The sequence below is a fragment of the Micromonospora lupini str. Lupac 08 genome (assembly GCF_000297395.2).
GTDB classification, from domain to species: Bacteria; Actinomycetota; Actinomycetes; order Mycobacteriales; family Micromonosporaceae; genus Micromonospora; species Micromonospora lupini.
On the sequence record NZ_HF570108.1, the window covers coordinates 1108704 to 1127838 of the forward strand.

A 19135-nucleotide genomic window follows, 5' to 3' on the forward strand; every position below is an offset into this window, starting at 1 on the left:
CGATGCGCGTGAAATACGTCCTGTCCGAGGTACTGGTCGGACTGTGGCGCAACGTGACCATGACCATCGCGATGATCATCACGATGGCGGTCTCGCTGACCATGCTCGGCGCCAGCGGTCTCATGTACCGCCAGGTTGACGACATGAAGGACCTCTACTACAAGAACATCGAGGTCTCGATCTTCCTGAGCCAGGAGGTGAGCGAGCAGCAGCGCACCGACCTGGACGCCCAGCTGAAGAGCAACCCCCTGGTCAAGGAAGTCATCTACGTCAACAAGGACGAGGCGTACAAGAAGTTCCAGGAGATGTACCAGGACGCGCCGGACCTGGTCAACGCCGTCAAGCCGGACCAGCTGCCCGAGTCGTTCCGGCTCAAGCTGAACAACCCGGAGCAGTACAAGGACATCTACGACCAGTACAAGGACAAAGAGGGTGTCGACGAGATCGTCGACCAGAGCCGTCTGCTGGACAAGATCTTCGACGTCCTCACCGCGATCCAGAACATCGCCCTGGCCGCCGCGATCGTGATGGCCATCGCCGCACTGCTCCTGGTGGCCAACACCATCCAGGTCGCCGCGTACAGCAAGCGGCGTGAGGTGGCGGTCATGAAGCTGGTCGGCGCGTCCAACTGGTTCATCCAGGCGCCGTTCGTGCTGGAGGCCGTGGTGGCCGGCCTGATCGGTTCACTGCTCGGCCTGGTGGCCCTGGTCGCGGCGAAGTATCTGCTCTTCGACGGGTCGCTCAAGGCGTTGCAGGGTCTGCTGTCGCCGATCAGCTGGGGTGACATCCTGTTCATCTTCCCGCTGATGGCCGGCGTCGGTGGCCTGGTCAGCGCCGGCACCGCCTGGATCACCCTGCGCTTCTACCTGCGGGTCTAGGCAGCGTACGGGTCGTCCCGTCGACACTTCGGGACCCTCCCGCGGCCGGAAATAAACGGCGCGGGAGGGTCCTTGTCGTTCGGGTAGCATGATCGGTTGTCCGGCCGGGGTGAGCCCGGCGACGGACGTTCTGGGAGAGGGGGTGGCGCCGATGCCACGGGAGAAGGGGCGCAAGGTGGTCGCCTCCAACAAGAAGGCCCGCCACGACTACGCGATCCTCGACACGTACGAGGCGGGCATGGCGCTGACCGGCACCGAGGTCAAGTCGCTGCGGGCCGGGCGGGCGTCGCTTGTCGACGCGTTCGCCCAGGAGCGCGACAACGAGTTGTTCCTGCACTCCATGCACATCCCGGAGTACACGCAGGGCACCTGGACCAACCACGAGCCCCGGCGTACGCGCAAGCTGCTGCTCAACCGCGGCGAGTTGGACAAGCTTCTCGGCAAGACCCGCGAGGGCGGTCTGACCATCGTCCCGTTGCAGGTCTATTTCTCCGACGGCTGGGCCAAGGTCGAGATCGCCCTGGCCAAGGGCAAGAAGTCGTACGACAAGCGCCAGGATCTCGCCAAGCGCGACGCGGACCGGGAGATCGCCCGGGTGTCCGGTCGACGCGGCAAGGGAATGGACGACTAAGTAATCCCTTTTGTCCGGGTCGGCGCGTCGCCCCGGGGCTCGGGATGAAAGCCGTTGCGGCAGGCGTTAGTCTTGTCAGTGCCACCACATCGGTGGCCTGTCGAGGGGGTGACTGGTTTCGACTTCGTACGCAGCGACAGGGGAAGCGAGCCGAGGAAGCCGACGTCGTCTCGAGAATCGGTCGTCGGAAACTTATAAGCGCCAAGAACAATCGCGCTGACTTCGCTCTCGCCGCCTGAGGCGAGTAGCTAAGTCTGTCGGCCTGGGAACGCCTTCGTCCCAGTAGCCGGCATCAGCTAGAAGGCTGGCCAATCGGACCCGGTCGCGGGGTCCGTGCGGCGAGATCAATCAGCGACTGGGCCCGTCACACCAACTTGCTCGCGTGAGCGGTGGGGCCGAGTAGAGGCACAGCGAGCTGCGCTCGGAGAAGCCCTGACAAACCGGCGAAGGACCCGGGTTCGATTCCCGGCACCTCCACCACCTCGAAGCGATGCGCCCCGGCCGACGGCCGGGGCGCATCGTCGTATCCGACGGGCGACCGGGAGAAGCCGAGGCGGTTGATCCACCCCACATCGCCGACCTGGTGGTGTCCGGACGTTCGGGCACGCCCACATCGGCGACCTGGGGTGGATCAGCGGGAGTCAGGACCGCCACCGACGCCCGGGGGTTGCGAGCGCCTCGCCGACGCCTACGCTGCCGCTGTGACGAACCAGCAGCTGCGCCTGTCGGTCGGCGCGTCGGCCGGCCAGCGCACGGTCGCGGTGGTGACGGGGGTCCTCGTCGCCGCGGTCGGTGCGGCGTTCGTGCTGCTGCCCCTGCTCGCCGGCGGGCTGGTGCGCCGCCTCACCGGCCCGGGAGACGGTTTCGCCTCCTACGAGGAGGCCCGCGACCTGCCGCCGGGAATGCTGCCGCCCGCGCTGCGGGACTCCGGAGGGGGCTCGGAAGGGCCCGGACCGTTCCTCGGGCTGTGCGGGCTGCCGTTCGTCCTGCTCGGCGTCTACCTCGTGCTGCGGGTGCTCCGTACGGCCGCGTGGCTGGACGGCAGCCGGGTGCGGGTGCGGGGCGCCATCCGCAGTCGTACCGTCGATCTCGCCATCGCATCGATCGACTCCCGGTCCCACGGGGAGATGGCTGTCGACCCGTCGGCTCGTGCGGGTCGGTCGCCGGCCGTCGTCGTCAGCGATCGGGCCAGCGGGCAGCGGGTCACCATCCCGCTGCGGGGGATGGGTCTGCCCGTCCTGCCGCCGTCCGAGCTGCGCGCGCTCGCCGACGCGTTCGCGGCGGGTCGACCCGGTGCGGAGCCCAGTGCCGAGGCTCGCGCCCTCGCCGCCGATCTGCGGCGCCTGGCGGACGCCTGAGCGACCCGCCGACGGCGGTACCAGCCGGGGCCGGTGAGGCCGGAGTAACTGCTGTTACCACTGGGACTGATGAGCAGGAAACGCCTCTGGACAGGGGGAACGGGCGGGCTCACCATCACGGTATGGGATAGCGGTCCGCGCGGGAGGTGCCATGGTCACCGGTGGAGTCCAGCAGCCGTCAGTCGCCGCCCGTCCGCCCGCCGCCCGCACGTATCCGGCCGGGCTCCCCGGTGAGCCGAGGCCCGCCGGACTCGCCGGTGACCTGCACGCCCTGGCCCGTGCCGTCGCGGTCGCGACGACCGAGCCGCGCTGGCGCGAGATCGTGCTGCTGCGCCTGCGTCCGGTCGGGCAGGGCTTCGCCGAGCACGTCCGGGACACCGAGGGGCCGGCCGGTCTCTATCGGGAGCTGCTCACCCACTCGCCCCGCCTCGACCACGGGATCCGGCTGCTGACCCGGGAACACGCCGCGATCGTCGCCGCGATCCTGGCCGTGCAGCGGGTCGCCGAGCGGTCCGAGGCCAGCCCCGACGAGCTACGCCGCAGGGCGGGGCACCTGCTGCGGGCGCTGGCCCGGCATCGGCGGCGTGGCGCCAACCTGCTCTGGCAGGCGTACCAGACGGATCTGGGCGGCGAGACCTGAGCCGAGACGGGAACCCGTCCGTCGGCGGCCTCGTCGAACCTGACATGCGTCGAGGAGTTCTGTTGCTCGTACTGCCGCTGCTGTCCATGGTGGGCTGCGCCGCGACCGGCGCGGAGCCCGCCGCCCCGCCCACCACGACGGCGCATCGCGAGTTCGACGAGCGGGCCGCCGCGGTCGCCGCGGCGTGGCGGCCCGGTCCCGGCTGGCGTGACGGGTACGTCCCGTTGCAGGGGCCGACGGTGCTCACCGGCGACCCGCACTTCACGCCGGACACCGAGACGGCCTTCCGGTCCGGCTGGTACCGCGCCCAGGTCGCCATCCCGCCCACCCGCGTCGGCGGCGAGATCCGGTTCCCGGACGGCCGGTTGACCCTGCCACTGGTCAGCGCGGCCGAGGCGTACCGACAGCTCGACCGGGGTGACCCGCTGCCCTGCCCGGGGCGGCCGAAGCGGCCCGGGCGGCCGACTCCCGGCGGTCCCACGGTCGAGCCCGGGCCGGACGGCTGGGCCACCAGCACGACGGAGGCGGCCTGCCTCCCGCTCACCGTCACCGGGGTGACCCTCGGCGCCGTGCCGGTCCGTACGAGTCGAGGTGAGGCGCAGGTCCCGGCCTGGCTGTTCACGGTGGAGGAGCTGGCCACCCCGGTGGCCCAGCTCGCCGTCGCGCCGACGGCCGTCACGCCGGTCCCCTCGGCACCCACGCCGACCCAGCCACTGCCGGAGGGGCTGGTGGCCGCCCAGGACATCGTGGCGGTGGACGGCGCACGGCTGACCCTCCGGCTCGGCGTCGGCGCGTGTGACACCGGCATCACCCCGGTGGTGTCGGAACGGCCGGACGTGGTCGTGGTCGGCGGCGCGGTCAGCCGGTCCCCGGGCGTCTGTCCCGCCCTGCTCAAGCTGGAGCCGGTCACCGTCACCCTGGGCGCCCCGTTGGGGGCGCGGCCGGTGCTGGACGTCTTCACCGGCGCCCCGCTGACGATCGCCGCGCGCTGACCCGACCAGGCCCGCGAGGTCAGAGGATCGTGGGCACGTCGGTGCTGATCGGCACCGGCAGCACGGTGGGCCCCTCGGTGCGCAGGCCGGTGGCGAGGGCGGCGCCGAGCTGCTCGGGGGTCTGCACCACCTCGGTGGCGCAGCCGTAGCCGGCCGCGATCGCCGTGATGTCCAGCCCCGGCAGATCCAGCCCCGGTACCCCGGGAGTGTCCTTCAGCTCGGCGAACGCCTTGAGGATCGCGTACTGCTGGTTGACCGGGACGACTACCACCACGGGCAGCGCCAGGCGCGCGGCCGTCCACAGCGCCTGCACGGAGTAGTGGAACGAGCCGTCGCCGATCACCGCCACCACCGGCCGGCCGCGTCCGGTGTCCCGCTCGGCCAGCGCCACCCCGACCGCGGCCGGCAGGCCGTAGCCGAGGCCGCCGCTGGCCATCGTGAAGTACGACGCCGGCCGGTTGATGCGCAGGTGGCGGCGCAGTGCGGACAGGTTGGACGGTGACTCCTGGACCAGTACGCCGTCGGCCGGCCAGTGCGCGGCCAGGGCGGCGAACATCGCGTCGGCGCTCAACGGCACGGTGACCTCCGGCGGCGCCGGAACGGCCCGGGGCGTCGGCGGCTGTCGGTCGGCGGCCGGAACCAGGTCGAGCAGCGCGGCGAGCGTCAGCCCGGGGTCGCCGAGCAGGCTGTCCCCGACCGGGGCTCGGGCGGCCTCGTCCGGGTCGTCCGTGACGTGCAGCAGGCGGGCGCCCTCGGGCAGGTGGTCGCCCGGCACGTGCGGGTAGTAGCGGAACACCGGGGCGCCGACGACCAGGACGGTGTCGTGCCCCCGCAGTGCTTCGGCGAGCGGCCCGATGGCGAACGGCAGGACCCCGCGGAACTGCGGGTGGTCCTCCGGGAACACGGCCCGTTCCGGCGCCGGGGCCGACCAGACCGGTGCGCCCAGCCGCTCGGCAAGCGCGACGGCCGCCGGCCAACTGCCCGAGCGGTCCACGCCGGGCCCGAACACCAGCACCGGATTGCGGCTGTCGGCCAGCACCCGGGCGAACATCTCCAACCGCTGCGGATCCGGCCCGAAGCGGGTCGCCACCGTGCGCGGCGCGGGCGGCGCCTCGGCGGGCTGGGCCCAGTCGTCCATCGGCAGGGAGAGGAAGACCGGCCCGACGGGCGGCTGCACGGCTGTCGCGTACGCCCGCAGCAGCGCCGCCGGGATGTCCTGCGCGCGGACCGGCTCGTAGCTCCACTTGACGTACGGCTCGGGCAGCTCGACCGCCCGACGGCTGGTCAGCCGGGGCTCCAACAGCAGCATCTCCCGGGTCTGCTGGCCTGCGGTGACGATCAGCGGGGTCTTGTTGTGCCAGGCGGTGACCAGGTTGCCCATGCCGTTGCCCATGCCGGGGGCGGTGTGCAGGTTGACGTGCGCGGGCCTGCCGGCCGCCTGGGCGTAGCCGTCGGCCATCGCCACCGCCGTGGCCTCGTGCAGGGCGTGGACGTAGTGGAAGTCGGTGGGGAAGTCCCGCAGGAACGGCTCCTCGGTGGAACCGGGGTTGCCGAAGACGGTGGTCATGCCGAGGGTGCGGAGCACGTCGTACGTCGCGTCCCGGACCGTTGCCATCGCCACCTGCCTCCGTGCCGCGCGCAGGGGCGACCGCGGCCGCCCTCCCGATCAGCCGAATCTATCGGGATGTGACAGACCTTTCGGGCGTTTCCCGGCCGTCGGGGCTCCGGCCTGCCCGGTGGGTCGCGCGTGGCCCAGGTCAGGGCAGCGCGAAGGGCAGCGTGATTCCGTCCAACGCCCGGCCGCACGCGCAGTCCTGCTCGGCGGGCAGCGCGGCCACCGCGTCCAGCAGCACGTCCCGCAGGCGCTCGGTGTTGGCCGCGAAGACCCGGAACACCTCGTCCTGGGTCACCGACTCGCCGGCCTGCACCCCGGCGTCCAGGTCCGTGATCAATGCGATCGACGAGTAGCAGAGCGCCATCTCCCGGGCGAGCACCGCCTCCGGGTGGCCGGTCATGTTCACGACAGTTCCGCCGATCGACGCGAACCAGCGGGACTCCGCCCGGGTGGAGAACCGCGGGCCCTCGACCACCACGACAGTCCCGCCGTCCACGGCCGTGACGTCCCGGGAGGCCGCCGCGGCGAGCAGGGCCCGCCGGCCCTGCGGGCAGTACGGGTCGGCGAACGGCACGTGCACCGCACCCTCGTCGTAGTAGGTCTGCGCCCGTCCACTGGTGCGGTCGATGAGCTGATCCGGCACCACGAACGTGCCCGGCCCCAGCTCCGGGCGCAGCCCACCGACCGCACACGGCGCCAGCACCTGGCGTACGCCGAGGGACCGCAGTGCCCACATGTTGGCCCGGTACGGGATCCGGTGCGGCGGGTACCGGTGGTCGGAACCGTGCCGGGGCAGGAACGCCACCCGCCGCCCGGCCACCTCCGCGATGGTCACCGCGTCCGAGGGCGGACCGTAAGGGGTGCCCAGCTCATGAGGGGTGCCGTCGAGGAGGGCGTACAGGCCCGACCCGCCGATCACCGCGAGGTCCGCAGTCGGTGCCATGGAGCCCTCCGTCGCAACTGTCCGATCACCCGCCGGTCAGACCTTAGCCAGCGCCGTGGACGCAGGCTATGGTGCCAGGCATGGCGTTGACAGCGCGGCTGATCCCGATGCACCGTGCGGATCCGGCGAATGACGGATCCCCGGCGCGGGCTCACGATTGACGGGTAGGTGGGATGCAGGGAGAGGGCCAGGCGATCGGCGGACGAGCGATGGAGTCGATGACCGGGCGGCTGCTGGTCGCGACTCCGGCGCTCAAGGACCCGAACTTCGACCGTACGGTGGTGCTGCTGGTCGCCCACGAGCCGGGTGGCGCACTCGGCGTGGTCCTGAACCGGGCGACCGAGGTGCCGGTCGCCGAGGTGCTGGGTGACTGGAGCGACCTGGCCCGCCACCCGGCGGTGCTCTTCGAGGGCGGCCCGGTGCAGCCCGACTCGGCGATCTGCCTGGCGCGGATGCGGCAACCGATGCGCCGGTTCAAGGGCTTCCACCAGGTCTCCGGCGCGGTCGGCACGATCGACCTCTCCGTCGACCCGGAGAAGCTGCGGGAGAGCGTCGGCGGGATCCGGGTCTTCGCCGGCTACTCCGGCTGGGGCAGCGGCCAGTTGGAGCAGGAGATCGCCGACGGGTCCTGGTTCCTGCTGGACGCACTGCCCGGCGACGCCTTCGTCGACCGCCCGGACGACCTGTGGCCGATGGTGCTGCGCCGGCAGGGCGGCATGATGGCCGCCGTCGCCCACTTCCCGCCGGACGTGGCCCTCAACTGACCCGGCTGGGCGGGGACCCCCGCGAGATGACCATGCCGGCCGGTCTGTGTATAGTTTCCCAGTGCCCGGGCGACCGGGACGACAGCAAGGGGCCGTGGCGCAGCTGGTAGCGCACCACACTGGCAGTGTGGGGGTCAGGGGTTCGAGTCCCCTCGGCTCCACCTTGCGACGAACGCCCTGGCCGGGATCATCCGGCCAGGGCGTTCGCCTTTTCGTCGCGTCTACTGGCCGAAGCGCACCCGGATGTCGGACGGGTAGGAGGTCTTCTGCCAGATCACCGAGAAGTGGCCCGTCGGGCTGGACGCGGGCTGCGCGTAGCGCCCGTCCGGGGAGAGGATCTCGGCCGTACCGAACGCGCCGTCCGACCCGATCGTCCTGGCCTGTACCCGGGTGGTCGAGAAGTCCGGGCTGGGATTGTTCCACGTGACCAGGCCATCCCCGTCGTCGTCCAGGGTGACCTTCGGCCAGTCGCCGACACCGAGCCTGGTGACCGTGCCGAGGGCACCGGCGCTGGAGAGCGTACGACCGAACACCTGGGTGCCCTCCGGGGTCCAACGGCCCCAGGTCAGCACCGCGTCGCCGTCGAGGTCACCGGCGAGTTCGTCGAACAGGGTCAGCTCGTGGGCGGCCGGCGACACGGCGATGACGCTGCCCAGCGTGTCGGTGTGGCTGTACTGCCGCACCCGCAGGCGAGACGGCGTCCCCGCCTTCGACCACCGGTAGCTGATCACCGCGTCCCCGTCCCGGTCGAGGGCGACCGACGCGCCGCCGTACCTGACGTCGGTGGCGGCCCCGGCGATGGTGCGCGGAGCGGAGAGCTGGCCCTGGCGGACCCGCCGAGCGACGACCCGCTGGTAGTCCTCCGACCAGACGACGAGGGCGGTTCCGTCGCGGTCGATCGCAAGGACGGGATCCTCGCCCACGCCGAGGGTCAGCTCCGGGCCGAGCGAGCTGTCCGCGCCGAAGTAGCGGGCCTTGGTGGTGAACCCGCCGTCGCGGATCTCCGTCCAGATGACCAGGGCCTGACCCGTGGGGTCCACCGCAACGGCCGGACTGATCGCGGTCCAGGTGGCAATCGTCTGGAGCGGGCCCGGTTCGCCAGTGGCGGACATCCGGCGGCCCACCACGAGGCCGTCCTGCTTCCAGACGACGGCGGAGTCGCCGTCGTCGTCGGAGGCGACCTTGGGCCAGGACGCCGAGTCGCCGAGCGGCGAGAGGGTCTGGATCGGGCCCCACACGCCGTCGGCGGAGACGGTCTGCGCCTTGACCTGGTCGTAGCAGCTGCTCGCGCTGCTGTCGCAGCCCGCCCAGGCGAGCAGCGAGTCACCGTCCCTGTCGACCGCCACGAAGGGCTGGTCCTGCCCGCTCCAGCCGGCCTCGGACACCACCTGCTCCGGCGTCCACGTGGCGGCCCGGGCGGGCGTCGGAACGGTGGCCAGCACCGCCAACGCGCCGACCGCACCGGCCACGAGCCTCCGCGTACGCCGTCCCGCCGTAGACCTGTCTTCTCCGCGCACCGTCGCCCCCCTCGATCGATGAACATGCTCAGTCCAGGGCATGATGCCATCGAGCAAGCCGTACCGCTCGCCGGTCAGACCGAGGCGCTGGGCCGGCGCGGCCCATCGCGACCACCGGGCTCCGTCGACGGGCTCGCGCCGAGATTCGGCAGTTTTTCCACCGGCGCGGTAAATGAATCAGGGCCCTGATGCGTGTGCCAGGTGTGGAGCAAGAGCGGAAGGAATTCGCGGACTTCTATCAGCGCTGCCGGGACAACTGCCTGCGTGCCGTACTGGCCGCGACGGGTGATCGTGCGCTGGCGGAGGACCTGGTCGCTGAGGCGTTCGCGCGGGCCTGGGCGTCCTGGCGGAAGGTGAGCCGGCATCCGGCACCGGCGGCGTGGGTGGTGCGCACCGCCCTCAACGTCCGGGTGTCCTGGTGGCGGCGGCGCCGGCGCGAGATCGCCCTCGACGGACACGACCTGCCTCGGCTCGACGACGACGTTCGCGATGTCGACCAGGCGATGCTCGCCGCCATTCGCCGGCTGCCGAAACGGCAACGTGAGGTGATCGTGCTGCGGGTCTGGCTCGACCTGGACACCAACACCGTCGCCGATGAACTGGGCATCTCACCGCGGACCGTAGCCGTCCATCTGTCTCGTGCCACAGCGGCCCTGCGGGCGCAATTCGTGCCCGTCACCAGTTAGGAATCGAAATGGATGAGGATGAGGTGTTGAACGCGATGAGAAGGACCCTTTCCGACGTGCGGATGGACCGGCCGGTCGAGGCGATCGAGGAGCGCGGCCGCGCGCGCCGGCGTCACCGCGGCGTGCTCGGTGTGGTCGCCGGTGGCGGACTCGCCGCCGTGGCCGCCCTCGCCCTGGCTCTGCCCATCGGCGCCGGCCCCTCCGGCTCGACCCCGACCGGCGGCGCGGCGGCGCCCGCCGCGGAACAGGCGGCACCCGCCATGGAACCCGCGGCGTTCTCGGTGGCCAAGCTGGCCGACGGGTCGGTGCAGCTACGCCTGAAGTCCAAGCAGGTGATCAACCCCGAGGCACTGGAGAAGGCGCTTGCCGACGCGGGCGTTCCGACAGTCGTCAAGGCCGGTGTCCTGTGCACGCCGGAGGGCAAGGAGCTGCCCCAGATCAAGGACGTCCTGACGTTCGACCCGATCGACGGGGCCAACGAGGACGGCGTGTACGGCGATTCGGAGTGGGTGATCGCGCCGGCGAAGATGCCGAAGGGCAGCATTCTGCACTTCAGCGTCTTCCCGGTGCACAAGGGCCAGGGCTACGCGAAGGTGGCCTGGGCCCTGGTGCCGAAGGGCGCCCCGATGAACTGCCGGTCCGTCGTGAGCTGACCCGGGGAGCCGGTCCGTTACGCGCGAGAACGCCCCGACCGGAAACCTCCCGGTCGGGGCGTTCTCGACTGTATGTCCGGTGCGGGCCGGAATCAGCCCTGGCGGCTCTTCCACTGCGGGTTCGCGCGGTTCACCACGACCACCCGGCCGCGACGACGGACCACCACCGAACCCGGCTTCTGCTTCAGCGCACGCAACGAGCTACGTACCTTCATGTCTGCCTCCTCGGCCTGGGGGTCTGGCCTGAAATCCGTACCGCCTATCGAAACGCCGAGGCCCCCCGGGCGATTCCCGGGTCCCGGCGGTCGAACCTTTGGCGCCCCGCGTCCGTACCACTGCGCGGGAGGTCAAGCCATGAGCGTGCGTCGAGTGCTCGCCGCCGTGCTGGTCGCCGTGGCGGCCGCACCGCTGGGCGCGGTGCCCGCCTGGGCGCACGGCGCCCCCACCGACCCGATCAGCCGGGCGGCGGCCTGCGGGCCCGAGGGCCGGCACGCGGCCGGTGCGGCCTGCCGGGCGGCGGTGGCGGCGGGCGCGGCGGTCCGGGAATGGGACAACGTACGCGTCGCGGCCATCAACGGTCGGGACCGGGAACGCATCCCGGACGGCGAGTTGTGCAGCGGTGGGCTGTCCGCGTACCGGGGGCTCGACCTGCCCCGCACCGACTGGCCGAGCACCGAGTTGACCCCGGGCGCGACGTTCACCTTCCGCTACCGGACGACAATCGAGCACCGGGGCACCTTCCGGCTCTACGTCACCAGGCCCGACTACGACCCCCGAAAGAAGCTGACCTGGGCTGATCTGGAGTCGCGTCCGTTTCTGACCCGGACCGACCCGCCGGTGCGCGGTGGGGCGTACCAGTTGGCGGGGCGGCTGCCGGCGGACCGCAGACGGCACCTGATCTACACGATCTGGCAGAACTCGAACACCCCGGACACCTACTACTCCTGCTCGGATGTGGTGTTCCGGAAGGCGCGAGACGGCGCGACGAAGAGCGCCACGAAGGCAGCGCCGGCTGCTCCGCGTACCGCCGCGGGCAAGCCCGCCGCCACCGAGCCGGCGGCGGTGAAGGCGGCGGCCGACCCGGGCGTGCCGGTGGCGTCGGTGACCGACCTCGGCGCGCGGTGGCCGGTGCTGGCCGGAGCCGCGGTCGTGCTTGTCCTGGCGCTTGTCGGCGTGGGCCGGCGACGACGTGGCGCGGCAGCGCCGGTGGGACGGCAGTGCGAGGTCCGCAACCACCGGGCCGGGCGGCGCCGGATCTGGTGACCCGGGCGCCGCGCGACCCGGCGGCGCTCAGCCCAGCAGCCGGTCGATCTCGGCCAGTTCCTCGGCGGTGAAGTCGAGGTTGCCCACGGCGGCGATGTTGGTCTCCAACTGCTCGACGCTGCTCGCCCCGATGATGAGGCTTGTCATCCGCGGGTCGCGCAGCGCCCAGGCCAGCGCGAGCTGGGCCAGGGACTGGCCGCGCCGCTCGGCGACCGCGCCGAGCCCTCGGATGGTGGCCATCTTCTCGTCGCTGAGGTCGCTCTCGTTGAGGAAGACGCTCGTGCGCACCCGCGAGTCGGCCGGGATGCCGCCCAGGTAGCGGTCGGTCAGCAGACCCTGGGCCAGCGGGCTGTACGCGATGCAGCCGGCCCCGACCTGCTCCAACGTGTCGAGCAGGCCGTCGGACTCGGTCCAGCGGTTGAGCATCGAGTACGACGGCTGGTTGATCAGCAGTGGCGTGCCCAGCTCGCGCAGGATCGCGGCGGCCCGCGTGGTCTGCTCCGAGTTGTAGTTCGAGATGCCCACGTAGAGCGCCTTGCCGGAGCGGACGATCGCGTCCAGCGCCCCCATCGTCTCCTCGAGCGGAGTGTCCGGGTCGAAGCGGTGCGAGTAGAAGATGTCGACGTAGTCCAGGCCCATCCGGCCCAGCGACTGGTCCAGCGACGAGATCAGGTTCTTGCGCGAGCCCCACTCGCCGTACGGGCCGGGCCACATCAGGTAGCCGGCCTTGCTGGAGATGACCAGCTCGTCCCGGTACGGCTTGAGGTCCGTGGCGAGCAGCCGGCCGAAGTTCTCCTCCGCCGCGCCCGGCGGGGGGCCGTAGTTGTTCGCCAGGTCGAAGTGGGTGACGCCCAGGTCGAAGGCGCGCCGGACGATGTCGCGCTGCCTGTCGAACGGGCGGTCCGGGCCGAAGTTGTGCCAGAGCCCGAGGGAGACGACGGGCAGTCGCAGGCCACTGCGTCCGCTGCGCCGGTAGGTCATGGTGTCGTAGCGGTCATCCGGGGCGAGGTAAGTCACGATCATGAGCCTAGCCGCGGCCCGTGGTGCACGGGATCGGGCGTGGAAACCAGGACAACGGGGTAGTTTCGAGGCCATGCGGTTCATCGCCCTCGACACCCCCAAACCGCTCTCCAAGATCGGCCTCGGCACCTGGCAGTTCGGCTCCCGCGAGTGGGGCTACGGCCCCGACTTCGACGAGCGGGCCGCGCAGATCGTCCGGCGGGCCGTCGAGCTGGGCGTGACGGTCTTCGACACCGCGGAGATCTACGGGTTCGGGCGCAGCGAGCGGATCCTCGGCGCGGCGCTCGGCGACGATCGGCCCAAGGTCGTGGTCGCCAGCAAGATCTTCCCCGTGCTGCCGGTGGCGGCGGTGGTGCAGCAGCGGGCGGTCGCGTCGGCGGCCCGCCTCGGCGTCACGAGCATCGACCTCTACCAGGTGCACCAGCCCAACCCGCTCGTCGCCGACCACACCACGATGCGCGGCATGCGGGCCCTGCAGGACGTCGGGCTGGTCGGCGAGGTCGGCGTGAGCAACTACGGGCTGCGTCGCTGGCAGGTCGCCGAGGCCGCCCTCGGCCGGCGGGTCCTCAGCAACCAGGTCCGCTACAGCATGCTTGACCGCGCGCCCGAGCAGGACCTGCTGCCGTACGCGCGGCAGAACGGCCGGGTCGTCATCGCGTACAGCCCGTTGGCGCAGGGCTTCCTGTCCGGCCGGTACGACGCGGGAAACCCGCCGACCGGCGCGGTCCGGCGCGCCAACCCGTACTTCCTGCCGGAGAACCTGGAACGGGGCACCGTCCTCATCGACACGCTGCGCGAGGTCGCCGAGGCGCACGACGCCACCCCGAGCCAGATCGCGCTGGCGTACCTGCTGCACCACCCCAACGTGCTTGCCATTCCCGGCGCGTCAAGCGTGGAGCAGATGGAACGCAACGCCGCGGCGGCCGAGATCGACCTCGCCGACGACGAGTACGCGGCGCTGGCCGAGGCGGCCAAGCGGTTCCGCCCGGTCACCGGGCTCGCCGCGCTGCCCCGGATGCTGCGCGCCCGGATCGCCGGCCCGACGGAGAAATGAGCACAGTGGACGACATCACCGCACTGATCCTGGACGACCACGCCGCCTTCCGGCGCGGCTTCGCCCGCCTCGACGACGCCCGCGACGAGCAGGAGCTGCTGGCCATCTGGGAGGCGCTCGCCCTGCACCTGGACATCCACGCCGAGGCGGAGGAGGCGATCCTCTACCCGCACCTGGTCAAGCACGGTGACGACGGCGAGGACGAGACCGCCGACGCGATCGGCGACCACAACAAGATCCGGGACGCCATCGCCGAGTCCAAGCTGCACCCGGTCGGCTCGAAGCCCTGGTGGGAGGCTGTCGGCACGGCCCGTAAGGAGAACAGCGAGCACCTGGCCGAGGAGGAGGACGAGGCGCTGCCCGACTTCCGCCGGCACGCCAGCTTCGACCTGCGCGCCGAGCTGGGCCAGCGCTGGCTGACCTTCTACGGCGAGCACAAGAACGGCCGCGACCTGCCGTTCCGCGACAAGGATCCGCAGGGGTACGTCGCCGACCACCGCTGAGATCTCCCCGGTGCGGGGGAGTCGCACCGCCGGGTGACGGCAGCAGAATGTCCGCATGACCCTGCGCGCGGCACTGGCTCCGCTGGTCGCCGGAAGCACCTGGCGACGCGGCGTGTTCCTGCTGCTCGGCGGCGTGCTGGCGCTGCCGTACGGGGTCCTCGCGGTGACGTTCGCGCAGATGCTCACCGACTCGGAGATCCCCCGCCCACTGGTGTACGCCCTCCTGGTGGTCGCGGCGCTGATCGCCGTGGTGCCGCTGCTGCTGGACGGCAGTCGGGCCCTGGAGATCGCCGCCGTCCGGGCGCTGCTCGGCGTCGACCTGCCCGACCCCGCGCCGGGGCACCGTGGTGACCGGGAGAGCCGCCTGCGCAGCGCGCTCTGGATCGCCACGCACCTCATCATCGGCGCTCTGGTGATGGCCGCGCTGTTCAGCGCCCTGCCGATGGCGCTGGCGTTCATCGCCCAGCAGTTCGGTGTGGGCAACGAGCTGACCAGCGGGGAGCAGTTCGGGCCGCTGGACGGGCGGGACAGCGGCTGGCTGACGCTGACCGGGGTAGCCCTGCTGGTCGGCCTCGGCTACGCCGTCGCCGGCCTCGGCGCGCTCGCCGTCTCGATGGCGCCGGTGCTGCTCGGCCCCGCGCAGGCCGAGCGGATCGCCGCGCTGGAGGCGCGGGCCACCCGACTGGCCGAACGCAACCGACTGGCCCGGGAGCTGCACGACTCGGTAGGTCACGCGCTGACCGTGGCCACCCTCCAGGCCGGCGCCGCCCGCGAGGTGCTCGACACCGATCCGGAGTTCGTCCGGCGGGCGCTGGGCGCCATCGAGGAGGCCGGACGGACCGCGATGGACGAGCTGGACCACGTGCTCGGGCTGCTTCGCGAGACCGGCGGCGACAGGCCCTCGGCGGCGCCGCAACGTACCCTCGCCGACCTGGACCGGCTGGTGGCCGACACCCGCGCAGCCGGGTTGACGGTGCACGCGCAGCGCGTCGGCGACCCGACGCGACTGCCCGCGATCGTCTCCCGGGAGGGCTACCGGATCGTCCAGGAGGGACTGACCAACGCCGCCCGCTACGGCCACGGCCCGGTGACACTGCGCCTGGACCTGCGGCCGGACGCGCTGGAGCTGGAGCTGGTCAACACGATGAGCCGCCCCGACCGGGCCGACACGGGGCGGTCCGGTCGGGGCCTGGACGGCATGCGGGAACGGGTACTGTTGCTCGGCGGTCGACTCACCGTGGGGCCGGACGGCGACCGTTGGCTGATCCGCGCCCGCCTGCCCTACGAGGACGCGCGATGACCACCGGTGTGCTGATCGTCGACGACGACGAGTTGATCCGGGTCGGGCTGCGGGCCATCATCGACGCCCAACCCGACCTGCGGGTGCTCGCCGAGGCAGCCGACGGCGCCGAGGTGCCGCCCCTGGTCGCCCGGCACCGCCCGGACGTGGTGCTGATGGACGTGCGGATGCCCGGCATCGACGGCATCCAGGCCACCCGGCACCTGCTTGCCACCTCCGCCGACCCGCCCCGGGTGCTGGTGGTCACCACGTTCGCCAACGACGAGTACGTCTACGAGGCGCTGCGCGCAGGCGCCTCCGGCTTCCTGCTCAAACGGGCCCGGCCGGCGGAGGTGGTCGAGGCGGTCCGGGTCGTCGCGGCGGGCGAGTCGCTGCTCTTCCCGGCCGCGATCCGCCAGCTCGTCGGGGCGTACGGGCCGACGGGTGGCGACCGGCTGCGTGCCGCCCGGCTCACCGAGCGGGAGGCCGAGGTGCTGCGCCTGATGACCACCGGCCGGTCCAACCCGGAGATCGCCGCGCACCTGGTGGTCGGTGTGGAGACGGTCAAGACGCACGTCGGCAACGTGCTGGCCAAGCTGGGCGTCCGCGACCGTACGCAGGCGGTCATCGCCGCGTACGAGTCCGGCTTCGTCACTCCGTCGAGCTGATCCGTCCCCCACCCGGGGGAGCGGGTTCACCGCCGGCCGGGAGGGATCCGACCGGCCGTCGGTCGAGGCTGAGAGCATGACGACGATCACTTCCTCCCCACCCCGCTCCGACTCCCGCTGGCCCGACCGCCTCGCCCCGCTGGCCGCCGGTTGGCTCGGCCTGTGGGGCGTCCTCGCCCTGGTGGGCACGCTCACCGGCACCGGCTACCCGTTCGGCGCGAACGACACCCACGGCGGCGAGGTCAACCTGCTGCGCCTGGTGCCGGTGGACCTGGCCACCCCACTCTTCGCCGGCGTACTGCTCACCGCCGCCGTGGCCGCGCTCGCCATGAGCCGCCCGGCGGTCCGCCCACCCGGTCCGCTGCGGGCGCTGCTCGCCGGCTACGGCTGGGCGGTGGCGTTCGGACTCGCCGTGGTCGTCCCGGACGCCCGGGTGCTCGTCGTCCTCGGCTACCTGCCGATCCTGATCGTCGGAGCGCCGTTCGGCTGGCCGCCGATCGACTACTCCGAGGTCTTGAACTGGGCGCTGTTCGGCCGGTTCGCCGCGCTGGCCGGCGGGCTGCTGCTGGCCGGGGCGGTGCTCGTCTGGCAGCGCCGCACCGCAGGGGCCTGCGTGGGTTGCGGCCGCGGCGACACCGACCGGGGTTGGACCACCCCGGCCGCCGCCGCGCGCTGGGGTCGCTGGGCCGCCGGCATCGCCGCGGTCATTCCCCTGGCGTACGCGTCGACCCGGTTCGCCTGGGCGGCCGGCATCCCGCTCGGCATCTCCCGTGAGTTCCTCACCGAGATGCAGGACACCGGGCTGGTCTGGGCCGGTTTCGGGCTGGGCGCGTTCGCCACCGTCGGCGCGATCCTCACCCTCGGCCTGGTGCAGCGTTGGGGCGAGCGGTTCCCCCGCTGGATGGTCGGCCTCGCCGGTCGCCGGGTGCCGGTGCGGCTGGCCGTGGTGCCGGCCGCCCTGGTCGCCATCGCGGTGACCGCGGCGTCGTTGGGACTGCTCAGCAACCCGAAGTTCTGGGAGCTCACCGGCGGGATCAGCCTCACCGGGGCCCCGATGCTGCTCTGGCCGGTGTGGGGCGTGGCGCTCGGCGCCGCGACGTACGCGTATCACCTGCGCCGCCGGGGAGCCTGCCGGCGCTGCGGCCGGGGCTGAGGGTGGCAGTGGGGGTGCCCCCCGATGACCGGGGCACCCCGGCGAAGGTGAGCTAGCGTGGGTCGGGTGACTGCGCCTAACCCGGTAATCCCGGTTCCACCGGCCGACCTGCCCGGCACGCTCGGCGCGCTGCGGGCGGCCGGTCACCAGTACCGCACCGTCAAGCAGGAACTCCGTGACAACCTCCTCGCCCGGATGCGCTCCGGCGAGACCCGTTTCCCCGGCATCGTCGGCTACGACGACAGCGTGCTGCCCGAGGTCGAGCGGGCGCTGCTCGCCGGGCACGACATGGTGCTGCTCGGCGAGCGCGGCCAGGGCAAGACCCGACTGATCCGCGCGCTGGGTGGGCTGCTCGACGAGTGGACGCCAGTCATCGCCGGTTCGGTGCTCAACGAGCACCCGATGCATCCGCTCACCCCCGCCTCGGTCGCCCAGGTCGCCGAGGCCGGCGACGAGCTGCCGATCGGCTGGCTGCACCGCTCGATGCGCTACGGCGAGAAGCTCGCCACCCCCGACACCAGCGTCGGCGACCTGATCGGTGACGTCGACCCGATCCGGATCGCCCAGGGCCGCACCCTCGGTGACCCGGAGACCATCCACTTCGGGTTGGTGCCGCGCACCAACCGGGGCATCTTCGCCGTCAACGAGCTGCCCGACCTGGCCGAGCGGATCCAGGTGGCCCTGCTCAACGTGCTGGAGGAGCGGGACATCCAGGTCCGTGGCTACCAGCTACGGCTGCCGCTGGACCTGCTGCTGGTGGCCAGCGCCAACCCGGAGGACTACACCAACCGGGGCCGGATCATCACCCCGCTCAAGGACCGGTTCGGTGCGGAGATCCGTACCCACTACCCGGTCGACCTGGAGTTGGAGCTGGCGCTGATCCGGCAGGAGGCCGACCTGGTCGCCGCCGTGCCGGAGCACGTGCTGGAGGTGCTTGCCCGGTTCGCCCGCGCGGTGCGGGAGTCCCCGTCGGTGGACCCACGCTCCGGAGTCTCCGCCCGGTTCGCGATCGCCGCCGCCGAGACCGTCGCCGGCGCCGCGCTGCGCCGCGCCGGGCTGCTCGCCGCCTCCGCCAGCCCGGACGGTCGGCCCGAGGCCGCGGTGGCCCGGGTCGGCGACGCGGTGTCGGTGACCAGCACCCTGCGCGGCAAGGTCGAGTTCGAGAGCGGCGAGGAGGGGCGGGAGATCGAGGTTCTCGCCCACCTGCTGCGGACGGCCACCGCCGAGACGTTCCGCGCCCACCTGGCCGGGCTGGACCTCTCCGGGTTCACCGCCCTGGTGGAGGACGGGACGGCGATCGAGACCGGCGAGCTGGTCGGTTCCGCCGAGCTGCTGCGTCAGGTGGGCACGGTGCCCGGCCTGGCCAAGGTGCTGGATCGGCTCGGTCTGGGCGACGCGCCCACACCGGAGGAGGCCGCGGCCGCCGTCGAGTTCGTGCTCGAAGGGCTGCACCTGACCCGCCGGCTCGGCAAGGACGTGACCGACACCGGTCGCACCGTCTACGGCGGCCGGGGCTGA

General features: G+C 72.3%; 20 protein-coding genes, 1 tRNA gene and 1 other RNA gene. 17 read left to right on the plus strand and 5 right to left on the minus strand.

The genetic code is table 11. The annotated features are described in order from the left end of the window. The first annotated feature begins 2 nt into the window (after positions 1–2). From ftsX to MILUP08_RS06425, 6 genes are all read left to right on the plus strand, one after another. Positions 3–878 (plus strand): permease-like cell division protein FtsX, encoded by an 876-nt coding sequence (gene ftsX, locus MILUP08_RS06405; RefSeq protein WP_007455861.1) that lies wholly within the window; start codon positions 3–5, stop codon positions 876–878. A gap of 151 nt (positions 879–1029) precedes the next feature. Then, entirely contained in the window at positions 1030–1509 is a 480-nt protein-coding gene (smpB, locus tag MILUP08_RS06410; RefSeq protein WP_007455863.1) for an SsrA-binding protein SmpB, read from the plus strand. Positions 1510–1613: 104 nt separating this feature from the next. Beyond that, positions 1614–1989: a transfer-messenger RNA gene (gene ssrA / locus MILUP08_RS34135) on the plus strand. 221 nt (positions 1990–2210) lie between these two features. Continuing rightward, positions 2211–2867 (plus strand): hypothetical protein, encoded by a 657-nt coding sequence (locus MILUP08_RS06415; RefSeq protein WP_007455868.1) that lies wholly within the window; start codon positions 2211–2213, stop codon positions 2865–2867. A 151-nt stretch (positions 2868–3018) separates the two neighbouring features. Next, positions 3019–3507: a hypothetical protein gene (locus MILUP08_RS06420; protein WP_007455870.1), complete on the plus strand. Its 489-nt coding sequence runs from the start codon at positions 3019–3021 to the stop codon at positions 3505–3507. 44 nt (positions 3508–3551) lie between these two features. After that, positions 3552–4499, plus strand: coding sequence for a hypothetical protein (locus tag MILUP08_RS06425; protein WP_039905494.1), 948 nt, complete (start codon positions 3552–3554; stop codon positions 4497–4499). Between the two features lie 19 nt (positions 4500–4518). Here MILUP08_RS06425 and mdlC read toward each other — a convergent pair whose 3' ends face one another. Continuing rightward, positions 4519–6114 carry a benzoylformate decarboxylase gene (mdlC, locus tag MILUP08_RS06430; protein ID WP_007455875.1) on the minus strand — a complete coding sequence of 532 codons (1596 nt, stop codon included), beginning with the start codon at positions 6112–6114 and terminating at the stop codon, positions 4519–4521. Between the two features lie 142 nt (positions 6115–6256). Then, the gene (locus MILUP08_RS06435; protein ID WP_007455876.1) at positions 6257–7057 is read right to left on the minus strand and encodes an S-methyl-5'-thioadenosine phosphorylase; all 801 of its coding nucleotides are present in this window, start codon (positions 7055–7057) and stop codon (positions 6257–6259) included. A 173-nt stretch (positions 7058–7230) separates the two neighbouring features. On the opposite strand from MILUP08_RS06435, the gene MILUP08_RS06440 reads away from it, so the two are divergent. Both MILUP08_RS06440 and MILUP08_RS06445 read left to right on the plus strand, forming a co-directional pair. Then, on the plus strand, positions 7231–7821 hold the full coding sequence (locus MILUP08_RS06440; RefSeq protein ID WP_007455878.1) for a YqgE/AlgH family protein: 591 nt from the start codon (positions 7231–7233) through the stop codon (positions 7819–7821). Between the two features lie 88 nt (positions 7822–7909). Further along, positions 7910–7982, plus strand: a tRNA-Ala gene (locus tag MILUP08_RS06445). Between the two features lie 60 nt (positions 7983–8042). Here MILUP08_RS06445 and MILUP08_RS06450 read toward each other — a convergent pair. Next, a complete protein-coding gene (locus MILUP08_RS06450; RefSeq protein WP_007455880.1) occupies positions 8043–9290 on the minus strand; it encodes a hypothetical protein in 1248 nt (415 codons plus the stop codon). A gap of 251 nt (positions 9291–9541) precedes the next feature. Between MILUP08_RS06450 and MILUP08_RS06455 the strand changes: the two genes are divergently transcribed. Beyond that, complete coding sequence (locus MILUP08_RS06455) at positions 9542–10024, plus strand: RNA polymerase sigma factor (RefSeq protein WP_144056868.1); 483 nt, start codon at positions 9542–9544, stop codon at positions 10022–10024. A 35-nt stretch (positions 10025–10059) separates the two neighbouring features. Continuing rightward, on the plus strand, positions 10060–10677 hold the full coding sequence (locus MILUP08_RS06460; RefSeq protein WP_144056869.1) for a hypothetical protein: 618 nt from the start codon (positions 10060–10062) through the stop codon (positions 10675–10677). Positions 10678–10769: 92 nt separating this feature from the next. On the opposite strand, the gene MILUP08_RS06465 is transcribed toward MILUP08_RS06460, so the two are convergent. Beyond that, positions 10770–10892, minus strand: a complete 123-nt coding sequence (locus tag MILUP08_RS06465) for a 50S ribosomal protein L36 (protein WP_030490864.1) — start codon at positions 10890–10892, stop codon at positions 10770–10772. Positions 10893–11031: 139 nt separating this feature from the next. Here MILUP08_RS06465 and MILUP08_RS06470 point away from each other — a divergent pair, with 139 nt between their 5' ends. After that, a complete protein-coding gene (locus tag MILUP08_RS06470; protein ID WP_007455885.1) occupies positions 11032–11940 on the plus strand; it encodes a lytic polysaccharide monooxygenase auxiliary activity family 9 protein in 909 nt (302 codons plus the stop codon). A gap of 27 nt (positions 11941–11967) precedes the next feature. Here the strand turns inward: MILUP08_RS06470 and mgrA are convergent, their stop codons facing one another. Next, positions 11968–12963: an L-glyceraldehyde 3-phosphate reductase gene (mgrA, locus tag MILUP08_RS06475; RefSeq protein ID WP_007455887.1), complete on the minus strand. Its 996-nt coding sequence runs from the start codon at positions 12961–12963 to the stop codon at positions 11968–11970. Positions 12964–13033: 70 nt separating this feature from the next. Here mgrA and MILUP08_RS06480 point away from each other — a divergent pair, with 70 nt between their 5' ends. The 6 genes from MILUP08_RS06480 (at position 13034) to MILUP08_RS06505 (ending at position 19135) form a co-directional block, all read left to right on the plus strand. Beyond that, a complete protein-coding gene (locus MILUP08_RS06480; protein ID WP_007455889.1) occupies positions 13034–14014 on the plus strand; it encodes an aldo/keto reductase in 981 nt (326 codons plus the stop codon). Then, positions 14011–14517 (plus strand): hemerythrin domain-containing protein, encoded by a 507-nt coding sequence (locus MILUP08_RS06485; RefSeq protein ID WP_007455890.1) that lies wholly within the window; start codon positions 14011–14013, stop codon positions 14515–14517. The genes MILUP08_RS06480 and MILUP08_RS06485 overlap by 4 nt, the downstream gene beginning before the upstream one ends. Before the next feature lie 55 nt (positions 14518–14572). Then, positions 14573–15817, plus strand: coding sequence for a sensor histidine kinase (locus MILUP08_RS06490; RefSeq protein WP_007455892.1), 1245 nt, complete (start codon positions 14573–14575; stop codon positions 15815–15817). Beyond that, positions 15814–16464: a response regulator transcription factor gene (locus tag MILUP08_RS06495; protein ID WP_007455894.1), complete on the plus strand. Its 651-nt coding sequence runs from the start codon at positions 15814–15816 to the stop codon at positions 16462–16464. Before MILUP08_RS06490 ends, MILUP08_RS06495 begins: the two co-directional genes overlap by 4 nt. 76 nt (positions 16465–16540) lie before the next feature. Then, a complete protein-coding gene (locus MILUP08_RS06500; protein ID WP_007455895.1) occupies positions 16541–17617 on the plus strand; it encodes a hypothetical protein in 1077 nt (358 codons plus the stop codon). Between the two features lie 57 nt (positions 17618–17674). Next, positions 17675–19135: a magnesium chelatase ATPase subunit I gene (locus MILUP08_RS06505; protein WP_007455896.1), complete on the plus strand. Its 1461-nt coding sequence runs from the start codon at positions 17675–17677 to the stop codon at positions 19133–19135.

What these genes read in the sequence shown, in the direction of transcription:
- ftsX (WP_007455861.1), top strand. Translation starts at nt 3, where the DNA reads ATGCGCGTGAAATACGTCCTGTCCGAGGTACTGGTCGGACTGTGGCGC.
- smpB (WP_007455863.1), top strand. Translation starts at nt 1,030, where the DNA reads ATGCCACGGGAGAAGGGGCGCAAGGTGGTCGCCTCCAACAAGAAGGCC.
- MILUP08_RS06420 (WP_007455870.1), top strand. Translation starts at nt 3,019, where the DNA reads ATGGTCACCGGTGGAGTCCAGCAGCCGTCAGTCGCCGCCCGTCCGCCC.
- MILUP08_RS06425 (WP_039905494.1), top strand. Translation starts at nt 3,552, where the DNA reads ATGCGTCGAGGAGTTCTGTTGCTCGTACTGCCGCTGCTGTCCATGGTG.
- mdlC (WP_007455875.1), bottom strand. Translation starts at nt 6,114, where the DNA reads ATGGCAACGGTCCGGGACGCGACGTACGACGTGCTCCGCACCCTCGGC.
- MILUP08_RS06435 (WP_007455876.1), bottom strand. Translation starts at nt 7,057, where the DNA reads ATGGCACCGACTGCGGACCTCGCGGTGATCGGCGGGTCGGGCCTGTAC.
- MILUP08_RS06440 (WP_007455878.1), top strand. Translation starts at nt 7,231, where the DNA reads ATGCAGGGAGAGGGCCAGGCGATCGGCGGACGAGCGATGGAGTCGATG.
- MILUP08_RS06460 (WP_144056869.1), top strand. Translation starts at nt 10,060, where the DNA reads ATGAGAAGGACCCTTTCCGACGTGCGGATGGACCGGCCGGTCGAGGCG.
- MILUP08_RS06465 (WP_030490864.1), bottom strand. Translation starts at nt 10,892, where the DNA reads ATGAAGGTACGTAGCTCGTTGCGTGCGCTGAAGCAGAAGCCGGGTTCG.
- MILUP08_RS06470 (WP_007455885.1), top strand. Translation starts at nt 11,032, where the DNA reads ATGAGCGTGCGTCGAGTGCTCGCCGCCGTGCTGGTCGCCGTGGCGGCC.
- mgrA (WP_007455887.1), bottom strand. Translation starts at nt 12,963, where the DNA reads ATGATCGTGACTTACCTCGCCCCGGATGACCGCTACGACACCATGACC.
- MILUP08_RS06480 (WP_007455889.1), top strand. Translation starts at nt 13,034, where the DNA reads ATGCGGTTCATCGCCCTCGACACCCCCAAACCGCTCTCCAAGATCGGC.
- MILUP08_RS06485 (WP_007455890.1), top strand. Translation starts at nt 14,011, where the DNA reads ATGAGCACAGTGGACGACATCACCGCACTGATCCTGGACGACCACGCC.
- MILUP08_RS06490 (WP_007455892.1), top strand. Translation starts at nt 14,573, where the DNA reads ATGACCCTGCGCGCGGCACTGGCTCCGCTGGTCGCCGGAAGCACCTGG.
- MILUP08_RS06495 (WP_007455894.1), top strand. Translation starts at nt 15,814, where the DNA reads ATGACCACCGGTGTGCTGATCGTCGACGACGACGAGTTGATCCGGGTC.
- MILUP08_RS06500 (WP_007455895.1), top strand. Translation starts at nt 16,541, where the DNA reads ATGACGACGATCACTTCCTCCCCACCCCGCTCCGACTCCCGCTGGCCC.